Source organism: Virgibacillus necropolis (assembly GCF_044793635.1).
Classification (GTDB): domain Bacteria; phylum Bacillota; class Bacilli; order Bacillales; family Amphibacillaceae; genus Virgibacillus_F; species Virgibacillus_F necropolis_A.
Window position 1 is genome coordinate 2,325,555 of sequence record NZ_CP084992.1, and the last position, 21,866, is coordinate 2,347,420.

Consider the following 21,866-nt stretch of genomic DNA (forward strand, 5'->3'; position numbering starts at 1 on the left):
TTACTGGCATGTTTAACAGCAGAATATGATATAATAATAACCATTACGAAATAAGATAAAATAAGAACCTATGGACAGAAGGATGTGTAAACATGCTTGACGGGGGATTAGATGCTTTAGACATATTGCGTATCAGCGTAGATATAGCTGTCGTCTGGTATGTATTATATAAATTAATCATGCTTATTCGCGGTACAAAAGCAATCCAACTACTTAAAGGAATTGTGGTTATCTTACTTGTTTGGATAATCAGTCTTGTTTTTAATTTACAAACCATTCAATGGTTAACAGATTATGCAATAAGTTGGGGATTTGTAGTTATTATTATTTTGTTTCAACCTGAGTTAAGACGTGCACTAGAGCAACTTGGTCGAGGCAATATATTCTCAAGAAATACAAAATCCGAAGAAGAAATATTGGAACAAACGATAGAAGCATTTATACATTCCTGCGGATATATGGCAAAACGCCGTATCGGTGCTCTTATTACTATAGAACGTGAAACAGGAATTGGTGATTATGCCGAAACAGGAATTCCAATAAACGGGAAGCTAACACATCAGTTATTAACCAATATTTTTACACCGAATACCCCACTTCATGATGGTGCTGTTATTATGCGAGGGGAAGAAATTGTTGCTGCTGCATGTTACTTGCCATTATCAGAAAGTCCTTTTATTTCAAAAGAGCTTGGTACGAGACATCGCGCTGCAATGGGGGTTAGTGAAGTTACCGATGCACTCACGATTATTGTGTCGGAGGAAACTGGTAATGTATCCTGTACAAAAAATGGCGAACTGCACCGTGATTTAGACTTAAATACACTAAGAGAACTCTTACGAGAAAATTTATCATTATCGGTAAAAGCCCCTGAATCAAAGTCATGGAAGTGGAGGGGAAGAAAGAATGGATAATTGGTTTAAAAGTAAATGGTTTGTTCGTATTATCTCGCTTGCATTTGCTATTTTGCTATATGTATTTGTTTCCTTAACCTTATATGACAATCAATCAGAGAACGATTCCAGGTTTTCCTTAAATGATTCTGACGACATCGAAACAATTGAAAATTTCCCAGTTGATATTCAAATTAATGAAGAAAAATATGTTGTTAGCGGTGTACCTGAGTATGTTACTGTTCAACTTCAGGGAAGCCCAGGTGTGTTGGTCCCGGCTGTTCGCCAACAAAGTTTTGACGTATATGTCGACTTAGAAGAATTAGGTGCGGGCGAACATACAGTTGAAGTCAAATATGCAAATGTGCCTAATAACCTAGGTGTATATATTGAACCTAAAGAAATTGATGTGGTGATTGAAGAGCGTTCATCTGAAGAGTTTAGTGTGAACGTTGATTTTATAAATACAGACAAGCTTCCAGATGGATTTGAACTTGGTTCTTCTGAAGTTGAACCGAAAACCGTTACCATTACAAGCTCGAATGAAATCATCGATCGAATTGGTATTGTAAAGGTATTTGTTGATGTAGCTGGCTTAGAGGAATCGATTAATAGTAGAGAAGTACCAGTGAATGTATATGATAGCCAAGGAAATGAATTGAACGTAAACATAGAGCCGCAGAATGTGATTGTTTCAGCGGAACTGTTGAACCCGAGTAAAACTGTTCCAGTAGCTGTTCCTACAACCGGTAAGCTACCTGAAGATTATAAGCTTTCTTCTATTAAGGCTAATGTCGACGAAGTAGAGGTTTTTGCAACGAGTGCAGTATTGGAAGGTATTGAAAAAGTTTCAACAGAGGAAATAAACTTATCAGATATAACTGAATCTCAAACAATCGAAACAAAACTAACATTACCAGATGGTGCAAGTGTTCCAAAGACGGAAGTAGTTGAAGTAGTAATTGAATTAGAGCGGGCAAGAACGATTAATGATGTCGGAATCGATGTTGAGAACCTTGATGATGGACAAGATATATCGTTTATTAATCCAGGTGAAGCCACGATGAATGTGGTTGTAGCTGGATCCGAAAAAAGTATTAGTGAATTAAAAGCAGAAGACATTCAATTAGTCGTTGATGCAGAGGGGCTTGGAGTAGGAGAACATCAGGTACCCATAACGATTCAAGGACCAGAAGATGTTACAGTTAAAGCTGAAATGGAAAAAGTCACGATTGAAATTACGTAATGCTGTTCCAGCAATTACAAAAAATTCATAAGTTGTAATAATAATCTCAGGCAACAATACAGGGATATATGGGAACAAAAGGAGAGGTACTGCATGGGTAAATATTTTGGTACAGATGGTGTCCGAGGGATAGCGAACGAAGAGTTAACACCGGAATTAGCATTTAAACTAGGACGTTTTGGTGGATATGTGTTAACAAAAGAAACAAAGAAACCTAAGATTTTAATTGGTCGGGATACACGAATTTCAGGGCCAATGTTAGAAGGTGCATTGGTCGCTGGCTTATTATCAATTGGTGCTGAAGTAATGCGTCTAGGCGTTATTTCTACTCCTGGTGTTGCATATTTGACGAAAGCAACGAAAGCCGAAGCTGGTGTCATGATTTCAGCTTCACATAATCCAGTAGAAGATAACGGAATCAAGTTTTTCGGTCCGGACGGATTTAAATTAACCGATGAACAAGAGGAAGAAATTGAAGAGTTAATGGATAGTGAAGATCTTCTACCACGCCCAATTGGCGAAGATGTAGGACAGGTTAATGATTACTTTGAAGGCGGACAAAAATATATTTCCTTCCTAAAAGGAACAGTGGATAATGAATTTGAAGGTATGCAAATAGCATTAGACTGTGCAAATGGTTCTACCTCAAGCTTAGCATCTCATTTATTTGCTGATCTTGAAGCGGATATTTATACCATTGGCAGCTCTCCAGATGGCTTGAATATAAATGATGGTGTAGGTTCAACGCACCCAGAAACCCTGCAAGCATTTGTCTCAGATAAAGGTGCTGACATAGGTCTTGCTTTTGATGGCGATGGTGACCGCTTAATTGCTGTAGATGAGAAAGGTCAATTAGTTGATGGCGACCAGATTATGTATATCTGTGCTAAATATATGAATGAAAAGGGACATCTTCATCATAATACGGTTGTATCAACCGTTATGAGTAATCTGGGCTTCTATAAAGCATTAGAGGAAAATGGTATGCGCAGTGACAAAACAGCAGTTGGTGACCGCTACGTAATGGAAGAAATGCGTAAAGGTGGTTATAACCTTGGCGGTGAGCAATCAGGACACATTATTTTCCTTGATTACATCACAACTGGTGATGGCCTATTATCTGCATTACAACTTGTAAATGTGTTAAAAGAAACAGGAAAACCTTTATCAGAACTAGCAGGAGAAATGGAAATTTTCCCTCAGGTACTGAAAAACGTTAAAGTGACCGATAAGAAAAATGCATTAACCAATCCTAAGATCCTTGAAGCGATTGATCAAGTGGAAGAAGAAATGGGTGGCCAAGGGCGCGTGCTTGTTCGTCCATCAGGTACTGAACCACTTGTCCGAGTAATGGTTGAAGCATCAACTAAAGAAGACTGCGAAAGATATGCAGATCGCGTTGTAGCCGTAATTGATGATTTATTGGGAATGAAATAAACATGTATTTGAATTCTGCTCCCCAAGTGGGGGCAGTTTTTTTTGTTGGCTACATTATATAATCCCTAGTCATTCCCCACGCTCTATAATATGATAATATTAAATCAAATATGCATGGGAGTGACGTCATAATGATTACTATCTTACTAGTAGATGATGATCCACACATCAGAGAACTGCTTCGTTTTTATATGCAAAAAGAAGGATATCGCACAATTGAAGCGGGGGACGGGCAAGCCGCACTTGAACAATTAGAAGAACAAACCATTCACCTTGCAGTGGTAGACATTATGATGCCACATGTGGACGGTTATGAACTATGTAAAGAAATTCGAACATACTACGACATCCCGGTCATCATGCTGACTGCTAAAGGTGAACTGATTGATAAGGAAAAGGCATATACGGCTGGAACGGATGATTACATCGTGAAGCCTTTTGAACCGAAAGAAGTTTTATTCCGGATTAAAGCTTTGCTTAGAAGGTTCCAAGTGATGAACGAACAAATCATTCACATAGGTGATACTGTAATAGATCGGAAAAGCTATGAAGTACGAGCGAATGGAAAAACAGTTATTTTACCGTTAAAAGAATTTGAGCTACTCGCACAGCTGGCGAATTATCCAAATCAAATCTTCACAAGGGACCAATTAATAGAGCTGGTTTGGGGAAATGACTTTGTCGGAAATGATCGGACAATTGATGTACATATTAAACGTTTGCGTGAGCGTTTTGCTGAAAGTAACCATGACTTTTCTATCAAAACAATACGCGGTGTGGGCTACAAGCTTGAACAGGTGTAACAACCTGTTCATGTTCTGTTCATACTAGTGGAGTAGTCTGCAACAAAACGAAGATTATGGAGGAATTACTGTGCGAACACTGTATGTACGGATCATTGTGGTGACGATGGCAATCATGATTGCGAGTGCTATCATTGCTTTTTTCGCATCGAATATTTATTACCAAAATTATTTAAAGCCAAAGAATGATGCGAAAATCACCCACATCAGTAAGAATATTGTAGATATCTATAAATCGAATAATAAGCAGGACATTTCAACTTATCTGGAAGGAATGACTGATCTAGGCTACAAGTTTTATTTAGTTGATGATTCCGGAAATGGACAGGTATATGGTGATCCATTTCGAATAAAAAATTTAGACCCTATTAGCGTCGAGAAAGTTTTACAAGGTGAAGTTTATCATGGGGTTGAAAATTATCCATGGAAGCCTTTTGTAACTGGTTTTTTTGATAATGAATTGAAGAATACAATTGGTGTTCCGCTTGATGTAAATGGAAAAAACTATGCATTATTTGTCCGTCCGAACACTTCGCAGCAATTTGGAGAAATGCGGTTTTTCCTTGCAGCGTTACTTACATTGGCGCTAATCTTTTCATTTTTATTAGTGTTAATTAGTACAAGCTATATTGTAAAACCAATTAAGCGATTAACCGAGGCAACAAAGAAAATAGCGGCTGGGAACTATCACATGAAACTGAATGTTAATCGTAAAGATGAGATTGGACGACTTGCACGGGATTTTTCAAAAATGAGTGATAGTTTGGAACAGACGGAGACAAAACGGCAAGAGTTTGTTTCCAATGTCTCACACGAGATTCAGTCACCATTAACCTCCATTCAAGGCTTTACCGAATTGGTAAGAGATGAAGAAATGACGGATGTGGAGCGACATCATTATTTAACAATTATTGAAAAAGAGAGCAAACGTGTATCATTATTAAGTAGACAGTTACTTACACTATCGATGCTCGACCATGACGAAAGTGGAAACAATGCATTCCCTGTATCCATTGATGATCAGATTAAGGATGTTGTTTCGACGACAGAATGGCAGTGGCGAGAGAAAGACCTAATCATTGATTTAAATTTACATGCAGGTAAAATCACTGGATCAACTGATTTAATTCAACAAATATGGATGAATCTAGTGACAAATGCGATTCGCTATACAGATAACGGTGGCACGATATCAATTACAACTGAAGAAGATAAAGATGGTATTCATGCGTACATTGAAGACACTGGTATTGGAATGTCAGAAAAAGATGTAATGCAGATTTTTGATCGATTCTATAAAGTGGATAAAGCGAGAACCAGAAGTGAAGCGAGCACTGGACTTGGGCTGGCAATTGTGAAGAAAATAATCGAAATCCACAACGGAACTATTGAGGTAGAAAGTGAGATAGGAAAAGGATCTACCTTTCATGTGTTCCTGCCGAAAAAGTAAAAAGTAATCAATCGTTCATCTTCTATTCATATTACCTATGTAAGCTATGGGTGTAGTGATTAGGAGGGAGCGATTTTTATGTTTTTAGCGATAAGAGAATTATTACATGCAAAATTCAGGTATATATTAATCGGAGTTATTATGGTGCTAATTGCAATGTTGATTTTTATAATATCAGGATTGGCAAAAGGACTATCAGCAGACAATGCTTCTGCAATACAAAATTTACCGGCAGATTATGTGTTACTGGAAAAAGACGTTGAGAACCGGATTACAAGATCGGTATTTTCAGCGGGAAAGTTGGACGCAATTCAAGAAACAAATGGTGTTGAAACAGCGGTACCCCTTTCAGTCAATATGACAAGCGCATCTGAAAAAGGTTCAGACCAGAAAATTGACGTTGCATTATTCATGACTGATGTAGAAAGCATGCTAATGCCAGCGGTAACGAGTGGACAATCTTTAACGGCAACTGGAGCATCGGAATTAATTTTAGATGATTCTATGAAGCAGGAAGGGGTCAACCTTGGTGATGAACTGAAAATAGGTGGTTTTAATCAAACTTTTACTGTAGTTGGGTTTACTGAGCAATCTCGGTTTAGTCACACACCTGTTGCATATGTGAGTAGTGATGCACTTGGCACAACTGATGGAAAAATCAGTGCAGTAGCACTTCAGGTTAAAGACGGCAACATGGATGCTGTTAAAAATCAGCTTTCAGGAAACTACGATATTTTGACAAAGGATGAACTATTAAAAGGGATACCGGGTTACTCGCAGGAACAGGCATCACTTAACATGATGATTGTATTCTTATTTGTGATAGGTACGTTTGTATTAGCTGTATTTTTCTACGTTTTAACATTACAAAAAACAGATCAATTCGGTGTGTTAAAAGCGTTAGGTACGAAAACATCCTATTTAATACGAAACGTGATCTCACAAGTCGTGTTACTATCGGTAATCTGTATTGGCATAGCACTTGGTTTAACTTATGGCGCAGCGGCGTTATTTCCGAATGATTTACCGTTTCAATTGAACATCGCGAACATGCTGCAGTTTTCCACTGTATTGTTGGTGGTTACGGTTATTGGATCCTTATTATCGCTCATTCAAATTGTGAAAATTGATCCAATCCGAGCAATTGAAGGAGGAGCTAATTAATGAAAACACTAGAAATGGATAATGTCACCAAAGTCTATCACGACGGCCCAAAGGAATTTAAAGCAATTGACCAGGCGTCACTTGCGGTTGAAGCGGGTGAATTTGTAGCAATTATTGGCCCATCAGGTTCCGGGAAAAGTACACTGTTGTCAATAGCGGGAGCATTGTTAACTCCGACTAGTGGACAGATACGGATTGCGGATAAAGATCTATCATCTTTATCCTCTAAAAAGGTTACACAGCTACGTCTTGATAAACTAGGATTTATCTTTCAATCCGCAAACCTTGTTCCGTATTTAAAGATTAAGGACCAGCTTGGCTTGATCGGTAAACTAGGAAACTTGAGTAAAAAGGCTACAGAAAAACGGACAAAAGATTTGCTTGAACATTTCGGACTTGGTGAGCGCCTTGATCATTTTCCAAGTGAGCTCTCAGGCGGGCAACGCCAACGTGTAGCAATTGCACGGGCACTCATGAATGACCCAAGTATTATTTTTGCAGATGAACCAACCGCAAGTCTGGACTCAAAGCGTGGATTAGAAGTTGTTGAAATGCTGGCAGATGAAATAAAAACCCGTAATAAATCGGGTATCATGGTTACACACGATGAACGCGTGCTGCACTTATGTGATCGTGTGATCACGATTAAGGATGGCAGGCTGGTATAAGTGTTTATCCATAAATATGATTCGCCATTCATCAGACCCTATCAAAGCGAATAAATATAAGGTATACTGATATTTAACAATTCAAACATCTTAGAACTTCATAGAAACAAACAAATCAGGGGGACTATGATGATGCAATTTCCGAAACCGACTGTAGAGCAATTCTTTCGCACGTATGCTATTACAAACTTTGCAGTAAGCAAGGATGAAAAACGTCTTATTTTCAATGCAAATCTAAATGGAAAAATGAATTTGTGGGCAATGGATTTACCAGATACATTTCCATACCTTTTTGCTCACCAGGAACAGTTAAGTAGTTTTATTCAATTTGATCCGAATAATCGTTACGTACTGTCAGGCTTTGACCAGGACGGTGATGAGAACCAGCAAATTTATGCTTTACCTGTTGAGGGTGGATTGCCACAGCCGCTTATAACTGGAAGTTCTGAAGATAAATTCTTTTTTACGCATTTAAGCGAGGATGGAAAACGTGTTTATTACATGACATCTGACGGAAATGAATCTTTTCTAAACACACATGTACGTAATTTGGAGGGTCAATCTGACCGGCTTATTCATTCAGGAAAAGATGCACTTACCAACTTAGCTGCCGTTTCAAATGATGAGAAGAAGTTTGCATACCTGATGTCCTATGCTAATACGTATGTAACTGGATTTGTGAAAGTGGATGATCAGGAATACAACCTTACACCTGACGCTAAGAAAGTTCACATCACGTTTGATCCTATTTTTGTAGATGATTCTACCATATACTTCGCTACCGATTATGATAGCGAATACAGCTATGTAGCAAGTTTTGATATAGAAACAAAGCAATTTTCGTCAGTTGTTTCACTTGAAGGAGAGAGTGTGAAAACTTTAGAGTTTGATAAACATAAACAAACTCTTTTTATCCTTACTGAAAAGGGAGTAGCAGATTATTTATATAAATATGACCTAGCAACAGGCGACTTAGAAGAACTAAGTCTACCAGTCGATGTAATCAACCAATTGAATGTGACACAATCGGGTTCGCTTTTTGTGCTGGGGATAAGCGCTACGATTCCGCACAATATCTACCAATCAACTGATGGTTTGAGCTGGAAGCGGCTTACGAATAATACAGTCTTAGGTGTTAGTGGGGAAGAAATGGTAGTGCCAGAAGTCGTTTCTTACGAGTCATTCGATGGGATGGAAATGGAAGCATTATTATTTAAAGCAAGGCCAGATAATGATAATGGTCATACGATTTTCTGGCCGCACGGTGGGCCACAAGCAGCAGAAAGAAAAGTATTCCGCTCGTTATTTCAATGCTTCTTAAACCGAGGTTATAGCGTCTTTGCTCCAAATTTCCGAGGTAGCACGGGTTATGGTTCATCTTTTGTAAAACTGGTAGAGCAGGACTGGGGAGAGGGACCAAGACTCGATTGTGTAGCGGGTATCGAGTGGCTATTTGAAAACGGAATTACCGACCGGGACAAACTATTTCTGGTTGGAGGTAGTTTTGGTGGATATATGACACTTTTACTTCATGGTCGTCACCCAGAATATTTCAAAGCGTGTGTCGACATCTTCGGCCCATCTGATTTATTTTCGTTTGTTAGTTCCGTTCCTGATCACTGGAAGCCAATTATGGAACGATGGATTGGAGATCCAGAACGAGATAAGGAACGCTTTATCCGAGATTCACCAGTAACGTATCTGGATACGATGACAAAGCCTATGCTGGTGATTCAAGGGGCAAAAGATCCACGTGTCGTGAAAGCAGAGTCCGATCAAATTGTTGAAAAGCTTCAAGAAAAGGGTCGTGATGTGGAGTATTTTGTAATGGAAGATGAGGGACACGGATTTTGGAAAAAAGAAAATGAAATCAATGCTTATTCACGGATGTTAGATTTTTTGGATAAGCATAAAGGGTAGGAAAGTTAAAAGCAGGTTAACCAAAGAAATGGTCGACCTGCTTTTTAAGTTTTGCTGAGTGGAATATATAATTTGAACATTTTAGTTGTATAAACATACACTTATAACAACATACACAAAATTACCATTGACCAAACAATTCTTTATCGGTTAAAATATAGTGTATTGTGATTGGATAAATCATTCACAGGGAAACTTTAGTCAAAAATAGAAAGGAGCATCGTAAACCAAATAGCAACAAAAGCGCCTGAACTATTCACAGAGACGACTCACAATGAATAGTTGACGAGGAGGAGGATTATCGATTTTTTCGGCGGATACCTCCCGATTGCACATCTCAATCGTTATACCTTATTCAAAAAACAATGAGGCAACTTGTTGGCCAAATGAATAAGGCAAGATGAAACATTAAACGACCACGAGAAAGGGGCAGTAAAACGCCCCAGTATTATATAAATACAGGTTTTTTGTCTGCCCCTTCCGTTCAAGGAGGATACACATTATGTGTGGAATAGTAGGCTATATCGGACAAAACGATACAAAAGAAGTTTTATTAAATGGGCTTGAAAAACTGGAATACCGCGGATATGACTCCGCTGGGATTGCTATCTTAAACGATGATGGAATGAATCTTTTTAAAGTAAAAGGACGTATTGCAGCGCTTCAAGAGCGTGTAGACGAGACAACACATGCCACAATGGGAATTGGTCACACACGCTGGGCAACCCATGGCGTGCCAAGTGTTGAAAACGCGCATCCACACCAAAGCACTTCAGGTCGCTTTACAATCGTTCACAACGGAGTTATTGAAAACTACCAGGACTTAAAAAATAGCCATCTACAAGATGTGAATTTTGTCAGTGAAACGGATACAGAGGTAATTGTACAATTAGTTGAGAAGTTTTTTGATAAATACGAGGATACGGCTGAGGCTTTTCGTCAAACTGTTAGCCTATTAAAGGGTTCATATGCACTTGGATTAATCGATCGTGAAGATCAAGACATCATTTATGTGGCAAAAAATAAAAGCCCATTATTGATTGGTTTAGGCGATGGATTCAATGTTATTGCTAGCGATGCAATGGCAACCCTTAAAGAGACAGATCAGTATCTGGAAATTCATGACAAAGAGGTTGTACTTGTTAACCGTAACTTTGTTGAAATTCAGAAGCTTGATGGAACTCCTGTTAATCGTAAACCTTTTACAGCGCAAATCGATGTGAGTGATATCGAAAAAGGAACATACCCACACTTTATGCTGAAGGAAATCGATGAACAACCATTTGTTATGCGTAGAATTATTAAAGAATATCAAGGTGAAAATAACGAATTAAAGCTTGATAACGATATCCGTGAAGCAATGAAAGCCTGTGACCGTGTCTATATCATAGCTTGTGGAACAAGTTATCATGCAGGATTAGTTGGAAAGCATTTCATTGAAAAGTTAGCGAATATTCCAGTCGAAGTTCACGTAGCAAGTGAATTTTCATATAACATGCCATTACTATCAGAAAAACCATTGTTTGTGTTTATCTCACAAAGTGGTGAAACGGCTGATAGTAGATCCGTATTAGTAAGAATTAAAGAAAAGGGATATCCAGCACTTACAATTACAAACGTGCCAGGATCCACCCTTTCTCGTGAAGCAAATTACACGTTAAATCTTTATGCAGGACCAGAAATCGCAGTAGCATCAACTAAAGCATACACCGCCCAAATTGCTGTACTAGCGATATTAGCAGTGGATTCCGCAAGGGCAAAAGGTTTATCTTTAGATTTTGATCCAATGCAGGAACTTGCAATTGTTGCTAACGCAATGGAAATTTTAACAGATCAAAAAGAAACTATTGAAGATCTTGCGAAAAGCTATTTAGAAACAACACGTAATGCATTCTTCATCGGTCGCAGCAGTGACTATTATGTTTGTCTTGAAGGGTCATTAAAACTAAAAGAAATCTCCTACATTCAAGCAGAAGGTTTTGCTGGCGGCGAATTAAAGCACGGAACAATTGCTTTAATTGAAGAAGGTACACCAGTCATTGCAGTTGCAACACAAGAAGACGTGAATTATGCAATCCGTAGTAACGTACAAGAAGTAGTGTCACGCGGAGCAAACGCAATGGTAATCAGCATGCGCGGTCTAGAACAAGACGACGATGCTTTCGTTTTACCACACGTTCATGAGCTATTAACACCGCTTGTTAGTGTAGTTCCATTACAAATCTTGGCTTATTATGCAGCATTACATCGTGATTGTGATGTTGATAAACCACGCAACCTCGCAAAAAGTGTAACGGTTGAATAGTATAATTATCAGGTATACATAGATGTGTACCTGATAAAGAGAACTCTGATGTGATTACAACATCAGAGTTTTTTTAGTATCTACGACCGGCAGGGAAAGGGTCTTGAAGGAATAGATATAAACTGTGAAGTAACCAAAGATCATGTTCAGTGTCCTGCGACCGCTACGGAAAAATCACTACGCTTTCCGCGGGCTTGCGCTGAGCCTCCTCGATCGCAAAGAACGCTCACTGCGGGGTCTCATCACTTCGCTTTCCCGCAGGAGTCTCCGTGTTTTTCCTTCGCTAACATGGTGTCTGGAAGCAGTATTATATAGCTCCTTTCCTATTATGGCAGTTGATTGGAGCGGAGGAAAGTTGACTCCTGCGGGAATAGCACGAGTCTGAAGACCCTGCAGCGGAAAGCAACCATCAGTTACGTCGCAATTTATCAACTATGAAGATGAAAAGCAACATTGCTTACGAAAAGAGCCTTAAAAATAGATACTTATTCAACAGGCATCCTTACTAAGACTTATTTCGGGATAAAATCAATAATTGACTGAAAAATCATTCAATGATAATATAAGAAAATTGAAAGACATCCACTACCACATGTGAGATAACATACAAACTCTTTATCCTATAAAAACTTATATATCAATAGTACTTAAGAAATACGGAAGCAAAGGAGGTGCACGTATTGTTTGAGAATAATGAATATCCGAACTCCAAACACGACATTAGACGCGAAAATCTGCGTGCTGACTGCGAGAACTGCTTTGGCTTGTGTTGTGTTGGGCTAAACTTCTCAGCTTCGGCAGACTTTGCAATTGATAAAGATGCTGGTAAGCCCTGCCCTAATCTGCAATCGGACTTCCGTTGCGGCATATACAAGGACCTTAGAGAGCAGGGATTTAAAGGTTGTACTGTTTTTGACTGCTTTGGCGCAGGACAAAAGGTTTCCCAAGTTACTTTTGGAGGAGTCGGTTGGCGTGAAGGTCCAGAAACGGCGAAGAAAATGTTCGATGTACTCCCTATTATGCAACAACTTCATGAGATGCTCTGGTATCTAACTGAAGCTTTGACGTTCAGAGCGTCTCGTTCGATTCATAGAGAGATTAGCCTCGCTCTGGCAGAAACGGAACGACTTACTCAACTTAAACCGGATTCACTCATGGAATTAGATGTTCCATCACATCGAGAAGGAGTAAACAATCTCCTTTTAAGGACAAGTGAATTAGTCCGGGCCGAGTCACGTCGCCAACTGAAGCCTTCCAAAAAAAGTCGGAAAGTCGACCGACGAGGGGGCGATCTTTTAGGTGCAAATTTAAGAGGTGCTGATCTTAGAGGAGCCGATTTAAGAGGAGCATTACTTATTGCTGCTGACCTCCGGGAAGCCGACATAAGAGTGACTGACTTTATCGGGGCTGATTTACGAGACGCCGACCTAAGAGGAGCTAATCTCACTGAAAGTATCTTTCTCACTCAAGTTCAGATTAACTCGGCGAAAGGCGATGCACATACAAAATTACCGCAATCACTTACCCGTCCAAATCATTGGTGTGTTTTTGAACAATAAAAACAAATAAAATAACTTAAGACATCCCAATCTCCATGTGCTACAAATAAGAGATTGGGATTTTTATTTAATTGTTAATGGGGTACCATAAGTTTTACATTACTTTTTGTCGCAGTTTGACGGGCAGTAAAACCCCCAATGCATGAAGTTTCACTTTATGTAGTTAAAAAGAATGATTTTTCACTGAATAAGTTACATTTCAATCGATAGATGGTATAATTTACTGAAATATACGAAAATTTATAAGGATGTGGACGTGCAATGAATCGTAAAGGCAATTTGAATAAGGTTTTCCTCATTTTTCTAATGGCAATACTTGCATTAATGCCTTTGACAATGGAAGAAAACACATCGGTTGTGATAGCCTCAGATGACACAAAAAAGGTAGTATCTGAAGAATCCGCAGAAGTTGCATCCAATGAATCTACACAGCTAAGTGAAAAGGTTGATGAAATATTAAATGATGAACGTCTTGAGGGTGCTCTTACTGGAGTAAGCATCCGAAGTGCGAGTAGTGGTGAATCTCTTTATTCGCATTCCGGGGATATTCGCCTTCATCCGGCTTCCAACCAGAAAATAATGACTGGTGCAACTGCACTGGATGTACTTGGACCGGATTACCGCTTCTCAACTGAAGTTTTGACTGATGGTAAATTGAAGGGCAAGGTCCTTAAGGGTAATTTGTATTTGAAAGGGAAAGGCGATCCAACGCTAATGAAGAAAGATTTAATTCAATTCGCTAAAGAGTTGAAAGAGAAAGGAGTCCATAAGATCAAAGGTGATTTAATCGGGGACGATAACTGGTTTGATGATGTTCGACTATCCACGGATCTGAACTGGGATGATGAGTCGTATTACACGGGAGCACAGATTTCTGCATTGACCATTGCTCCGAATGATGATTACGATGCTGGAACAGTTATTGTAGAAGTGTATCCAGGAGAAAAAGCCGGTGCAAGCCCTGAAGTAAAGCTAATACCGGAGACAGACTATTTAACTATAGTTAATAAAGCAAAAACCGTTAGCGGAGGCGAATCGAAGGATATCTCCATCGAACGTATACACGGAACAAATAATATCGTAATAGAAGGAAACATTCCGCTAGATGGTTCAAAATCCAGGGTATGGAGATCAGTATGGGAACCAACAGGATATGCGTTAGATGTCTTCAAAAAGGCATTGGAAGAACAGGGTATACAGTTAATTGGAAACTCAACAGTCAAGTTAGGTGTTACACCTGAAAAGGCAACTGTTCTTACATCGAAACAATCGATGCCGCTGAAGGATCTTTACATCCCATTCATGAAGCTAAGTAATAATGGTCATGCAGAAGTTCTTGTAAAGGAAATGGGCAAGTTCGTTCACGGAGAAGGTAGTTGGGATAAAGGAATTGAGGTCATGGAAGAGAAACTTTCCGAATTTGGGGTGGATACGGATACAGTTTTGCTGCGTGACGGGTCGGGTATGTCTCATAAAAATTTAATTCCTGCAGAACAGCTTACCAAGTTCCTATATGAAATACAGGATGAAAGCTGGTTCCCGGTATTTGAGAAATCACTGCCGGTGGCGGGTATGTCAGAGCGTTTGGTAGGTGGGACACTACGTGGTCGAATGACAGGTGATTCCACGAAAGGAAATGTTACAGCTAAAACTGGCTCACTGACTGGAGTCAGCACACTTTCTGGATATGTCACATCTAAAGACGGTGAAGAGCTAATCTTTTCTGTGATGATGAACAATTATATAGATGGATCGATGACTGAGATTCAGGATGAAATTGCTACTACGTTAGCGGAACACGATTTTGAATAATAAAACCGAACTATACTTGAAGCAGCCGCATTTTCAACAGAAAAATGCGGCTGCACGCTGTCAAAACAAACACAGCGAATATTGTTAACACCTTTCTAATTAGTTATTCTAACCTTCGATATTTGGTGATGTGCTGCATGTAATGCTTGATTTAGATCTGCAATTAGATCATCCACATGTTCCAATCCAACGGAAAGTCTAAACAATCCATCTGTAATCCCTCTTTTCTTTCTTTCTTCTTTTGGCAATGCAGCATGGGACATAGTAGCTGGATGAGAGAGAATTGTCTCGACTGCTCCAAGACTAACAGCGAAAATTGGCAGTCGAATTTGGTCGACAAATGCTTTAGCTTCTACCTTATTTGCTATTTCGAATGATAGAACCGCTCCTGAACTCTTGGATTGGTTAACATGGATGGAATAACCCGGATGAGAAGATAAACCCGGATAGAACACCTTCTCAATTAATGGATGACCATTTAGATAGACAGCTATTTTGTGTGCTGATTCGGATGACTGTTTTAAACGGGGTCCCAACGTTTTAATACCTTGGATTAAAAGATAAGAATCCTGTGCACCTAATATGGATCCAAAGGAGTTCTGAATAAAGGCTAATCTTTCGCCGAGTTCTTCATTCCTTGTTACAGCCAAACCGGCAATAATATCACTGTGCCCAGATAAAAATTTGGTAGCACTATGAAGTACGATATCCACACCCAGTTTAATTGGTTTTTGATAAAGTGGTGTCATAAAGGTATTGTCTAGAAAAGTTAAACAATTATTTGCTTTTGCGATTTTTACAACCCCTTCAATATCTGTAATGTTTAAACATGGGTTAGAAGGTGTTTCGATATATATAACCTTTGTATTTGGTTTAATGGTATTGGCAAGATGGCTTAAATCAGTGGTATCTACAAATGTGTGATCAATCCTGTATTTGTTTAACACTTCCGTAACAAACCTATAGGTTCCTCCATAAACATCTTTGGAAACTAAAACATGATCACCAGCAGAAAGCAGCATGAAGGCTGAAGAGATAGCCGCCATTCCAGAAGCAAATGCTAACCCCTTGGCACCACTTTCTAACTCAGCAATTGTTTTTTCCAATACTTGCCTTGTAGGGTTTCCCGACCGGCTATAATCAAATGGGCCAAAGTGATCGAAGCTTTCCTGGTGAAAAGTGGATGATAGATAAATAGGTACGTTTACTGCACCCGTTTTCTGTTCAACGTCTACATTTGATGAAGCATGAATTAATCTTGTCTCTAATTGATCCTCGTAAATACTCATAACTTGACCTCCTCCTTTTCTAATACAGAAAATACTTGATTTAAGTCTGTTATTAAGTCTTCGGCCTGTTCAATTCCAACAGAAAATCGTAATAATCGATCATCAATTCCACGACGAATCCGTTCTTCAAGCGGAATGTCTGCATGGGTTTGGGTTGAAGGATAAGTAATGAAACTCTCCACTCCCCCAAGACTTTCCGCGAACGTTATTAACTGAAGATTTTCTAAGAAAGGTTCAATCCATTTACTTTCTTTAAGGCGAAATGATAGCATACCACCTTTACCTGGGTACAAAACGTCAGAAATCATTGGTTGATTTGATAAATAATCCGCTATCTTTTTTGTATTTTCACCATGTTGTTTCATCCGTAAGGCAAGTGTTTTTAATCCCCTGATTATAAGCCATGAATCAAAGGGAGATAAGACGCCGCCAGAAGCGTTATGGATAATGGATAATTTTTCGCAGATTGTTCTCCCTTTAGCAATTACTAATCCAGCCAGCACATCATTATGTCCACCAATGTATTTAGTAGCGCTATGAATAACGATATCGGCACCTAACTCTAATGGTTGTTGAAGGTAAGGGGTTAAGAACGTGTTGTCAACGATAAGTAATAGGTTGTGTTTATGAGCAAGTGTTGCGTACTGCCTGATATCAATTTCCTGCATTAACGGGTTAGTTGGAGTTTCAATAAATAATGCCTTTGTTTTGGTTGAGATTAACTTCTCCGTCACGTCTACTTCCTTAAAGTCTGTATACGTTGTCTGTATATCATAGATAGCTGAATAATGTGCAAGTAAACGGTAGGTGCCACCATAAATATCTTCTGGAACAATTAATTCATCACCCGAACGGAAAAGGGAAAGAGCTAACTGTATAGCTGCCATTCCAGAACTGCATGCATACCCACAATCACCAGCTTCCAGGTTGGCAATTCCTTCTTCCAAAATAGCTCGAGTTGGATTTTTTGTACGCGTATAGTCAAATCCAGTTGACTTACCAATTCCTTGATGCTGGTAAGCGGTAGATAAATAGATTGGTGGATTTACGGCACCAGTAATCTCATCACGCTTGTTACCTAATTGCACCAACCTAGTTTCTAAACTCTTATTTGTCATGTGATTCACCCTTTTCAAAAGAAATCGGTAAAAATGTTAAGGACCCTCTTATCAAGAAGAAGGTCCCTAAAACGAAAACAATCTTCTTATCTTTGTAGGTAAGTAATTACCTATTGGAGTTAGCACCGTGACCTAAACAGGCTGGTTGCTGAGACATCACAGGGCCAATCCCTCCGTCTCTCTTGATAAGAATAAGTATATTAATTTTTTACTGGCAGTCCTTAGATTGTAATGTTTAAAAGGATGTATTACTTCCAAATTTCTTTTGCCACATCGACGACAAACTTCAATTTATTCCACTGTGCTTCCTCGGTTAATTTATTACCAAGGTGAGTTGAAGCGAATCCACATTGTGGACTTAAGCATAATTGTTCAAGCGGCACGTATTGGGAAGCTTCTTTAATGCGTGCTTTAATTACTTCTTTGTCTTCAAGTTCGCCGTTTTTGGATGTGACGACACCTAGAACTACTTGTGCGCCTCCATTCGGAATATATTCTAACGGTTTGAAATCTCCGGAACGTTCATCATCATATTCCAAAAAGAAGCCATCTACCTTCTCTTTTGCTAATAACGTCGGTGCGATAAGTGCATAACTTCCTTCAAATGCCCAAGTAGATTGATAGTTTCCACGACATAAGTGTGTTGTCACAACTAAATCTTCGGGTTTATTTTCTAAAGCTCCGTTGATTACGCGTAATGCCAGGTCGATTAATTGTTCTCTTGAATACTTCCCATCATTGAATGGAATTTCGGGTGCGGAAAGCCCAGCAATGTAAACATCATCTAATTGTAAATAACGTACACCAGCTTTGTAAAAGGCTTGAATTGCATCTTGATACGCTTTTATAATATCATTCGCATACTCTTCAAGATCTGGATAAACAGCTTCGTTATGAATACCAACGTTAAATAATTGATTTGGACTCGGTATTGTTTGTTTAACAACTGCCCGACCGTTAACGATTTCGTTCAATTCAACAAAGTCTTTTATATGAGGGTGGTCTGGATTAAAAGTAATTTTCCCTGTATTTCGCACGTTATATTTCTCTGTTTCTACACCTTCAGCAAATAGGTATCCTTGTTCAGGCACATATCCTTCCACCCCATTTAAGTGCTCTAAAAAGTCTAAGTGGAACCAGGTGCGCCTGAATTCGCCGTCTGTAACCAGTTCTAATCCAATCTCAATTTGTTTATCAACAACCCGTTTAATTTCTTTTGTTTCAACCTCACGTAATTGTTCTGCCGAGATAGTACCTTCTTTGAATTCCTTTCTCGCTTTGTGCAGATTATCTGGTCGTAATAAGCTCCCAACATGATCTGCTCTGAATGGTGCTTTCGTTAATGTGATTGACATTTTATATTCCTTCTTTCTTTTTTATTTATCTTTGAATGTTATTCCTTAATATACTTGCACATATTACGCTTTTAACCGATAGTCTAAATTATGTTCCTTTAATGTTTTGTCTTTTCCAAACAAGAAGTGTTTCTCCATATCAGGTGAATACTTTGAATTAACTGCTTCAAGTCCCACTGCTTCTGTCACGGCACGCAACATAGCTGGAGATGCACCACAGCACAAGCCGATATAATTAATACCGATATCTTTTGCTTCTTTTGCCCATGCCGCTAATTCATAACGATTATGATAAAGTGGATCAAGTGCAGTTGGAAAGGTCGTTTCTAACGGTAAATGGCAGCTGCATCCTCCGTCAGGTAAATTAAAGAATGTCGGATTATCTTCTGTTGTACGATAAGGGATAGGCAGGCCACCTACATATCCATCAACATTTTTCCGTATATCAGCAAGAAATGGTTGCATCGTATCAGGCCCTCGGAAACAATTCATCCCAACAACAAGTGCCCCTTTTTCGGATAGTATTTTACAAGATTCAGCTACCGTATGGCCATCTCTTAAAATGTTTTCACCCATTAATCCAAACGTAATAACTGCAGGTAAATCCTGTTTTAGGATTTCTTCCAATGCTATAAGCGCCTCTTCATGGTAATAAAATGTTTCACCATTAATGAAGTCAACGCCTTCTTCCTTGCACCACTTCACCATTTCAGCAAATATACTTCTTACTTTATCCTTTGATTCATGATCTTCTGGATCAAAGATATTCGTATTAGATATATTTCCAGCCACTAATGCTTCTTCTTTCGGATGCTCTTTAGCAACTTCTTTTGCGAGACGAATAGCATTTCTATTTAATGGTTCTAATAACTCTTCTTTACCAATAATACGCATTTTCTCCCTGTGTGCATTATAGGTGAATGCCAACACAACATCTGATCCAGCATTCATGTAATCTCTATATGCTTGTTTAAGTGCCTCGGGATTATCAAGTGCCACTTCTGGAACGAAGGAACCTGCTTGTAAATACCCTCTTCGTTCTAGCTCAAATAAATATCCTTCTCCTGCAATGACAGTACCTTCTTTTAACCGTTCTTCTAAACTACGCTTCATCCCTTTTCCTCCTCCTATACATTTCGTGCTGGGTCTTAAAATAAAGGCTCTTTTCGTACGCATTGTTACTTTTCCATCTACATAGTTAATATAAACTGCAGCGTAACTGCTGTTGATTTTCGCTACGGACCGTTGCTTTCCGCGGGCACGGCTTCAGCCTCCTCGCGGAAGACCACCGCTGCGGGGTCTTCAGACTCGTGCTGTTCCCGCAGGAGTCAACGGTCCTCCGCTCCAATCAACTGCCATAATAGTGAAAGGAGCTATATAGCACTGCTTCTAGACACCATGTTAGCGAAGGAAAAACACGGAGACTCCTGCGGGAAAGCGAAGTGATGAGACCCCGCAGTGAGCGTTTTTTGCGATCGAGGAGGCTCAGCGCAAGCCCGCGGAAAGCGTAGTGATTTTTCCGTAGCGGTTGCAAGGCACTGAACATGATTTTTAGTTACGCCGCAGTTTATATCTGTTCTCCCGAAAGCAACAATCCTTACTAAAACAGCCAAAATAAAAAACCTCTTCTGTAAATAAGAAGAGGTTTAGGCACTGTGGCTAGTTACTCTTCTTATCTTCAAGCTTTACGCTTCTGGAATTGGCACAGTACTTACATAAGTCTGTTGCCGAGGTATCTAAGGGCCAGTCCCTCCACCTCTCTGGATAAGAAAATTACATATTCAATTAAGTTATTAATGAACACAATACCTAAGATAACATCGATTGTCAAGAGAAAATTTTGAATATTTTTAGATTAAAATATGGTACGATAAATAAAAATACAATCTAAAGAATTGAGGAGTGTTACGTCATGAAATTAGTTAGCTATAAATTTAAGGGGAAACCCGGTGCTTTTCGAATAGGGTGTGTAGTAGATAATAAAGTAATTGATCTGCAGGAAAGTTATCGTGCACTGCTGATTTCTAAACAAGAAAAGGATGCAATCTATTCAATTGATAACCTTCTTCCATCTGATCCATCTTCATTTTTTTCAATGGGAACAAGTGCAATAGAGCGGGCAAAGGAAGCTTGTGATTACAGTGCAATTTATGCTGGTGACAGTCTAATGTTTGATCAGCATGAATTGCAATTGAGTACGCCAGTTCCGGCTCCTTCCAAGATCCTTTGTGTTGGTAAAAATTATGCCGAACATGCAGCTGAGATGGAGAGTGATATACCTGAGTTTCCTGTTCTTTTTGCAAAATTCAACAATGCATTAATTGGTCCTGAGGATGATATTGAAAAGTCCGCTTTCACCGACAAGCTAGATTACGAAGTTGAGTTAGCGATAGTAATTGGAAAAGAAGCGTCGCATGTTAATAAACAAGAAGCATTGGACTATATTGCTGGGTATACAATTGGTAACGATATATCCGCCCGTGACCTGCAAAAAAGAACAGCTCAATGGTTACAGGGAAAAACGTTGGACCGCAGTACACCGGTCGGACCATGGGTAGTTACGACAGAAGAAGTTCCTGACCCATCCAACTTAGCTATTCGTTCATTTGTGAATGGTGAGGAGCGTCAGAACTCAAATACAAGCCATTTAATTTTTGATGTTCCATTCCTTATTGAGTTTATTTCCGGTTTAATCACGTTAAAACCAGGAGATATTATCTTGACGGGCACACCAAATGGGGTAGGTTTTGCTATGAATCCACCACAATTTTTAAAAGATGGTGATGTCGTATCATTAGAAATAGAAAAGTTAGGAAAGCTTGAAAACAAAGTAATCGAACGATAACA

At 39.1% G+C, this 21,866-nt stretch carries 16 protein-coding genes and 2 riboswitches; of the genes, 12 read left to right on the plus strand and 4 right to left on the minus strand.

Annotated elements, in window-relative coordinates; translation table 11 throughout:
• Nucleotides 1-92 precede the first annotated feature (92 nt).
• From cdaA to dacB, 11 genes are all read left to right on the plus strand, one after another.
• Nucleotides 93-914, plus strand: a complete 822-nt coding sequence (gene cdaA / locus LG329_RS11305) for a diadenylate cyclase CdaA (RefSeq protein WP_404450917.1) — start codon at nt 93-95, stop codon at nt 912-914.
• Complete coding sequence (locus LG329_RS11310; RefSeq protein ID WP_404450918.1) at nt 907-2,139, plus strand: YbbR-like domain-containing protein; 1,233 nt, start codon at nt 907-909, stop codon at nt 2,137-2,139. Before cdaA ends, LG329_RS11310 begins: the two co-directional genes overlap by 8 nt.
• A 93-nt stretch (nt 2,140-2,232) precedes the next feature.
• Nucleotides 2,233-3,576, plus strand: coding sequence for a phosphoglucosamine mutase (gene glmM, locus LG329_RS11315; RefSeq protein ID WP_404450919.1), 1,344 nt, complete (start codon nt 2,233-2,235; stop codon nt 3,574-3,576).
• A 131-nt stretch (nt 3,577-3,707) separates the two neighbouring features.
• The gene (locus tag LG329_RS11320; RefSeq protein ID WP_404450920.1) at nt 3,708-4,379 is read left to right on the plus strand and encodes a response regulator transcription factor; all 672 of its coding nucleotides are present in this window, start codon (nt 3,708-3,710) and stop codon (nt 4,377-4,379) included.
• 70 nt (nt 4,380-4,449) lie between these two features.
• Nucleotides 4,450-5,829 (plus strand): sensor histidine kinase, encoded by a 1,380-nt coding sequence (locus tag LG329_RS11325; RefSeq protein WP_404450921.1) that lies wholly within the window; start codon nt 4,450-4,452, stop codon nt 5,827-5,829.
• A 78-nt stretch (nt 5,830-5,907) separates the two neighbouring features.
• Nucleotides 5,908-6,993 (plus strand): ABC transporter permease, encoded by a 1,086-nt coding sequence (locus LG329_RS11330; RefSeq protein ID WP_404450922.1) that lies wholly within the window; start codon nt 5,908-5,910, stop codon nt 6,991-6,993.
• Nucleotides 6,993-7,661, plus strand: coding sequence for an ABC transporter ATP-binding protein (locus LG329_RS11335; RefSeq protein ID WP_404450923.1), 669 nt, complete (start codon nt 6,993-6,995; stop codon nt 7,659-7,661). The genes LG329_RS11330 and LG329_RS11335 overlap by 1 nt, the downstream gene beginning before the upstream one ends.
• Nucleotides 7,662-7,790: 129 nt before the next feature.
• On the plus strand, nt 7,791-9,581 hold the full coding sequence (locus LG329_RS11340; protein WP_404450924.1) for a S9 family peptidase: 1,791 nt from the start codon (nt 7,791-7,793) through the stop codon (nt 9,579-9,581).
• A 502-nt stretch (nt 9,582-10,083) separates the two neighbouring features.
• Nucleotides 10,084-11,886 carry a glutamine--fructose-6-phosphate transaminase (isomerizing) gene (gene glmS, locus LG329_RS11345; RefSeq protein ID WP_404450925.1) on the plus strand — a complete coding sequence of 601 codons (1,803 nt, stop codon included), beginning with the start codon at nt 10,084-10,086 and terminating at the stop codon, nt 11,884-11,886.
• Nucleotides 11,887-12,566: 680 nt separating this feature from the next.
• On the plus strand, nt 12,567-13,445 hold the full coding sequence (locus tag LG329_RS11350; protein WP_404450926.1) for a pentapeptide repeat-containing protein: 879 nt from the start codon (nt 12,567-12,569) through the stop codon (nt 13,443-13,445).
• Nucleotides 13,446-13,706: 261 nt separating this feature from the next.
• Nucleotides 13,707-15,257: a D-alanyl-D-alanine carboxypeptidase/D-alanyl-D-alanine-endopeptidase gene (dacB, locus tag LG329_RS11355; protein WP_404450927.1), complete on the plus strand. Its 1,551-nt coding sequence runs from the start codon at nt 13,707-13,709 to the stop codon at nt 15,255-15,257.
• A gap of 95 nt (nt 15,258-15,352) precedes the next feature.
• On the opposite strand, the gene metC is transcribed toward dacB, so the two are convergent.
• The 4 genes from metC to LG329_RS11375 form a co-directional block, all read right to left on the minus strand.
• Entirely contained in the window at nt 15,353-16,546 is a 1,194-nt protein-coding gene (gene metC, locus LG329_RS11360; RefSeq protein WP_404450928.1) for a cystathionine beta-lyase, read from the minus strand.
• Nucleotides 16,543-17,664, minus strand: coding sequence for a methionine biosynthesis PLP-dependent protein (locus LG329_RS11365; RefSeq protein ID WP_404450929.1), 1,122 nt, complete (start codon nt 17,662-17,664; stop codon nt 16,543-16,545). Before LG329_RS11365 ends, metC begins: the two co-directional genes overlap by 4 nt.
• Nucleotides 17,665-17,747: 83 nt before the next feature.
• A riboswitch (SAM riboswitch) is annotated at nt 17,748-17,856 on the minus strand.
• Nucleotides 17,857-17,912: 56 nt separating this feature from the next.
• The gene (locus tag LG329_RS11370; RefSeq protein WP_404450930.1) at nt 17,913-19,019 is read right to left on the minus strand and encodes a 5-methyltetrahydropteroyltriglutamate--homocysteine S-methyltransferase; all 1,107 of its coding nucleotides are present in this window, start codon (nt 19,017-19,019) and stop codon (nt 17,913-17,915) included.
• 63 nt (nt 19,020-19,082) lie between these two features.
• Nucleotides 19,083-20,132, minus strand: a complete 1,050-nt coding sequence (locus LG329_RS11375) for a homocysteine S-methyltransferase family protein (RefSeq protein WP_404450931.1) — start codon at nt 20,130-20,132, stop codon at nt 19,083-19,085.
• Nucleotides 20,133-20,688: 556 nt separating this feature from the next.
• Nucleotides 20,689-20,790: riboswitch (SAM riboswitch) on the minus strand.
• Between the two features lie 141 nt (nt 20,791-20,931).
• On the opposite strand from LG329_RS11375, the gene LG329_RS11380 reads away from it, so the two are divergent.
• Nucleotides 20,932-21,864: a fumarylacetoacetate hydrolase family protein gene (locus LG329_RS11380; protein ID WP_404450932.1), complete on the plus strand. Its 933-nt coding sequence runs from the start codon at nt 20,932-20,934 to the stop codon at nt 21,862-21,864.
• Nucleotides 21,865-21,866: the final 2 nt, after the last annotated feature.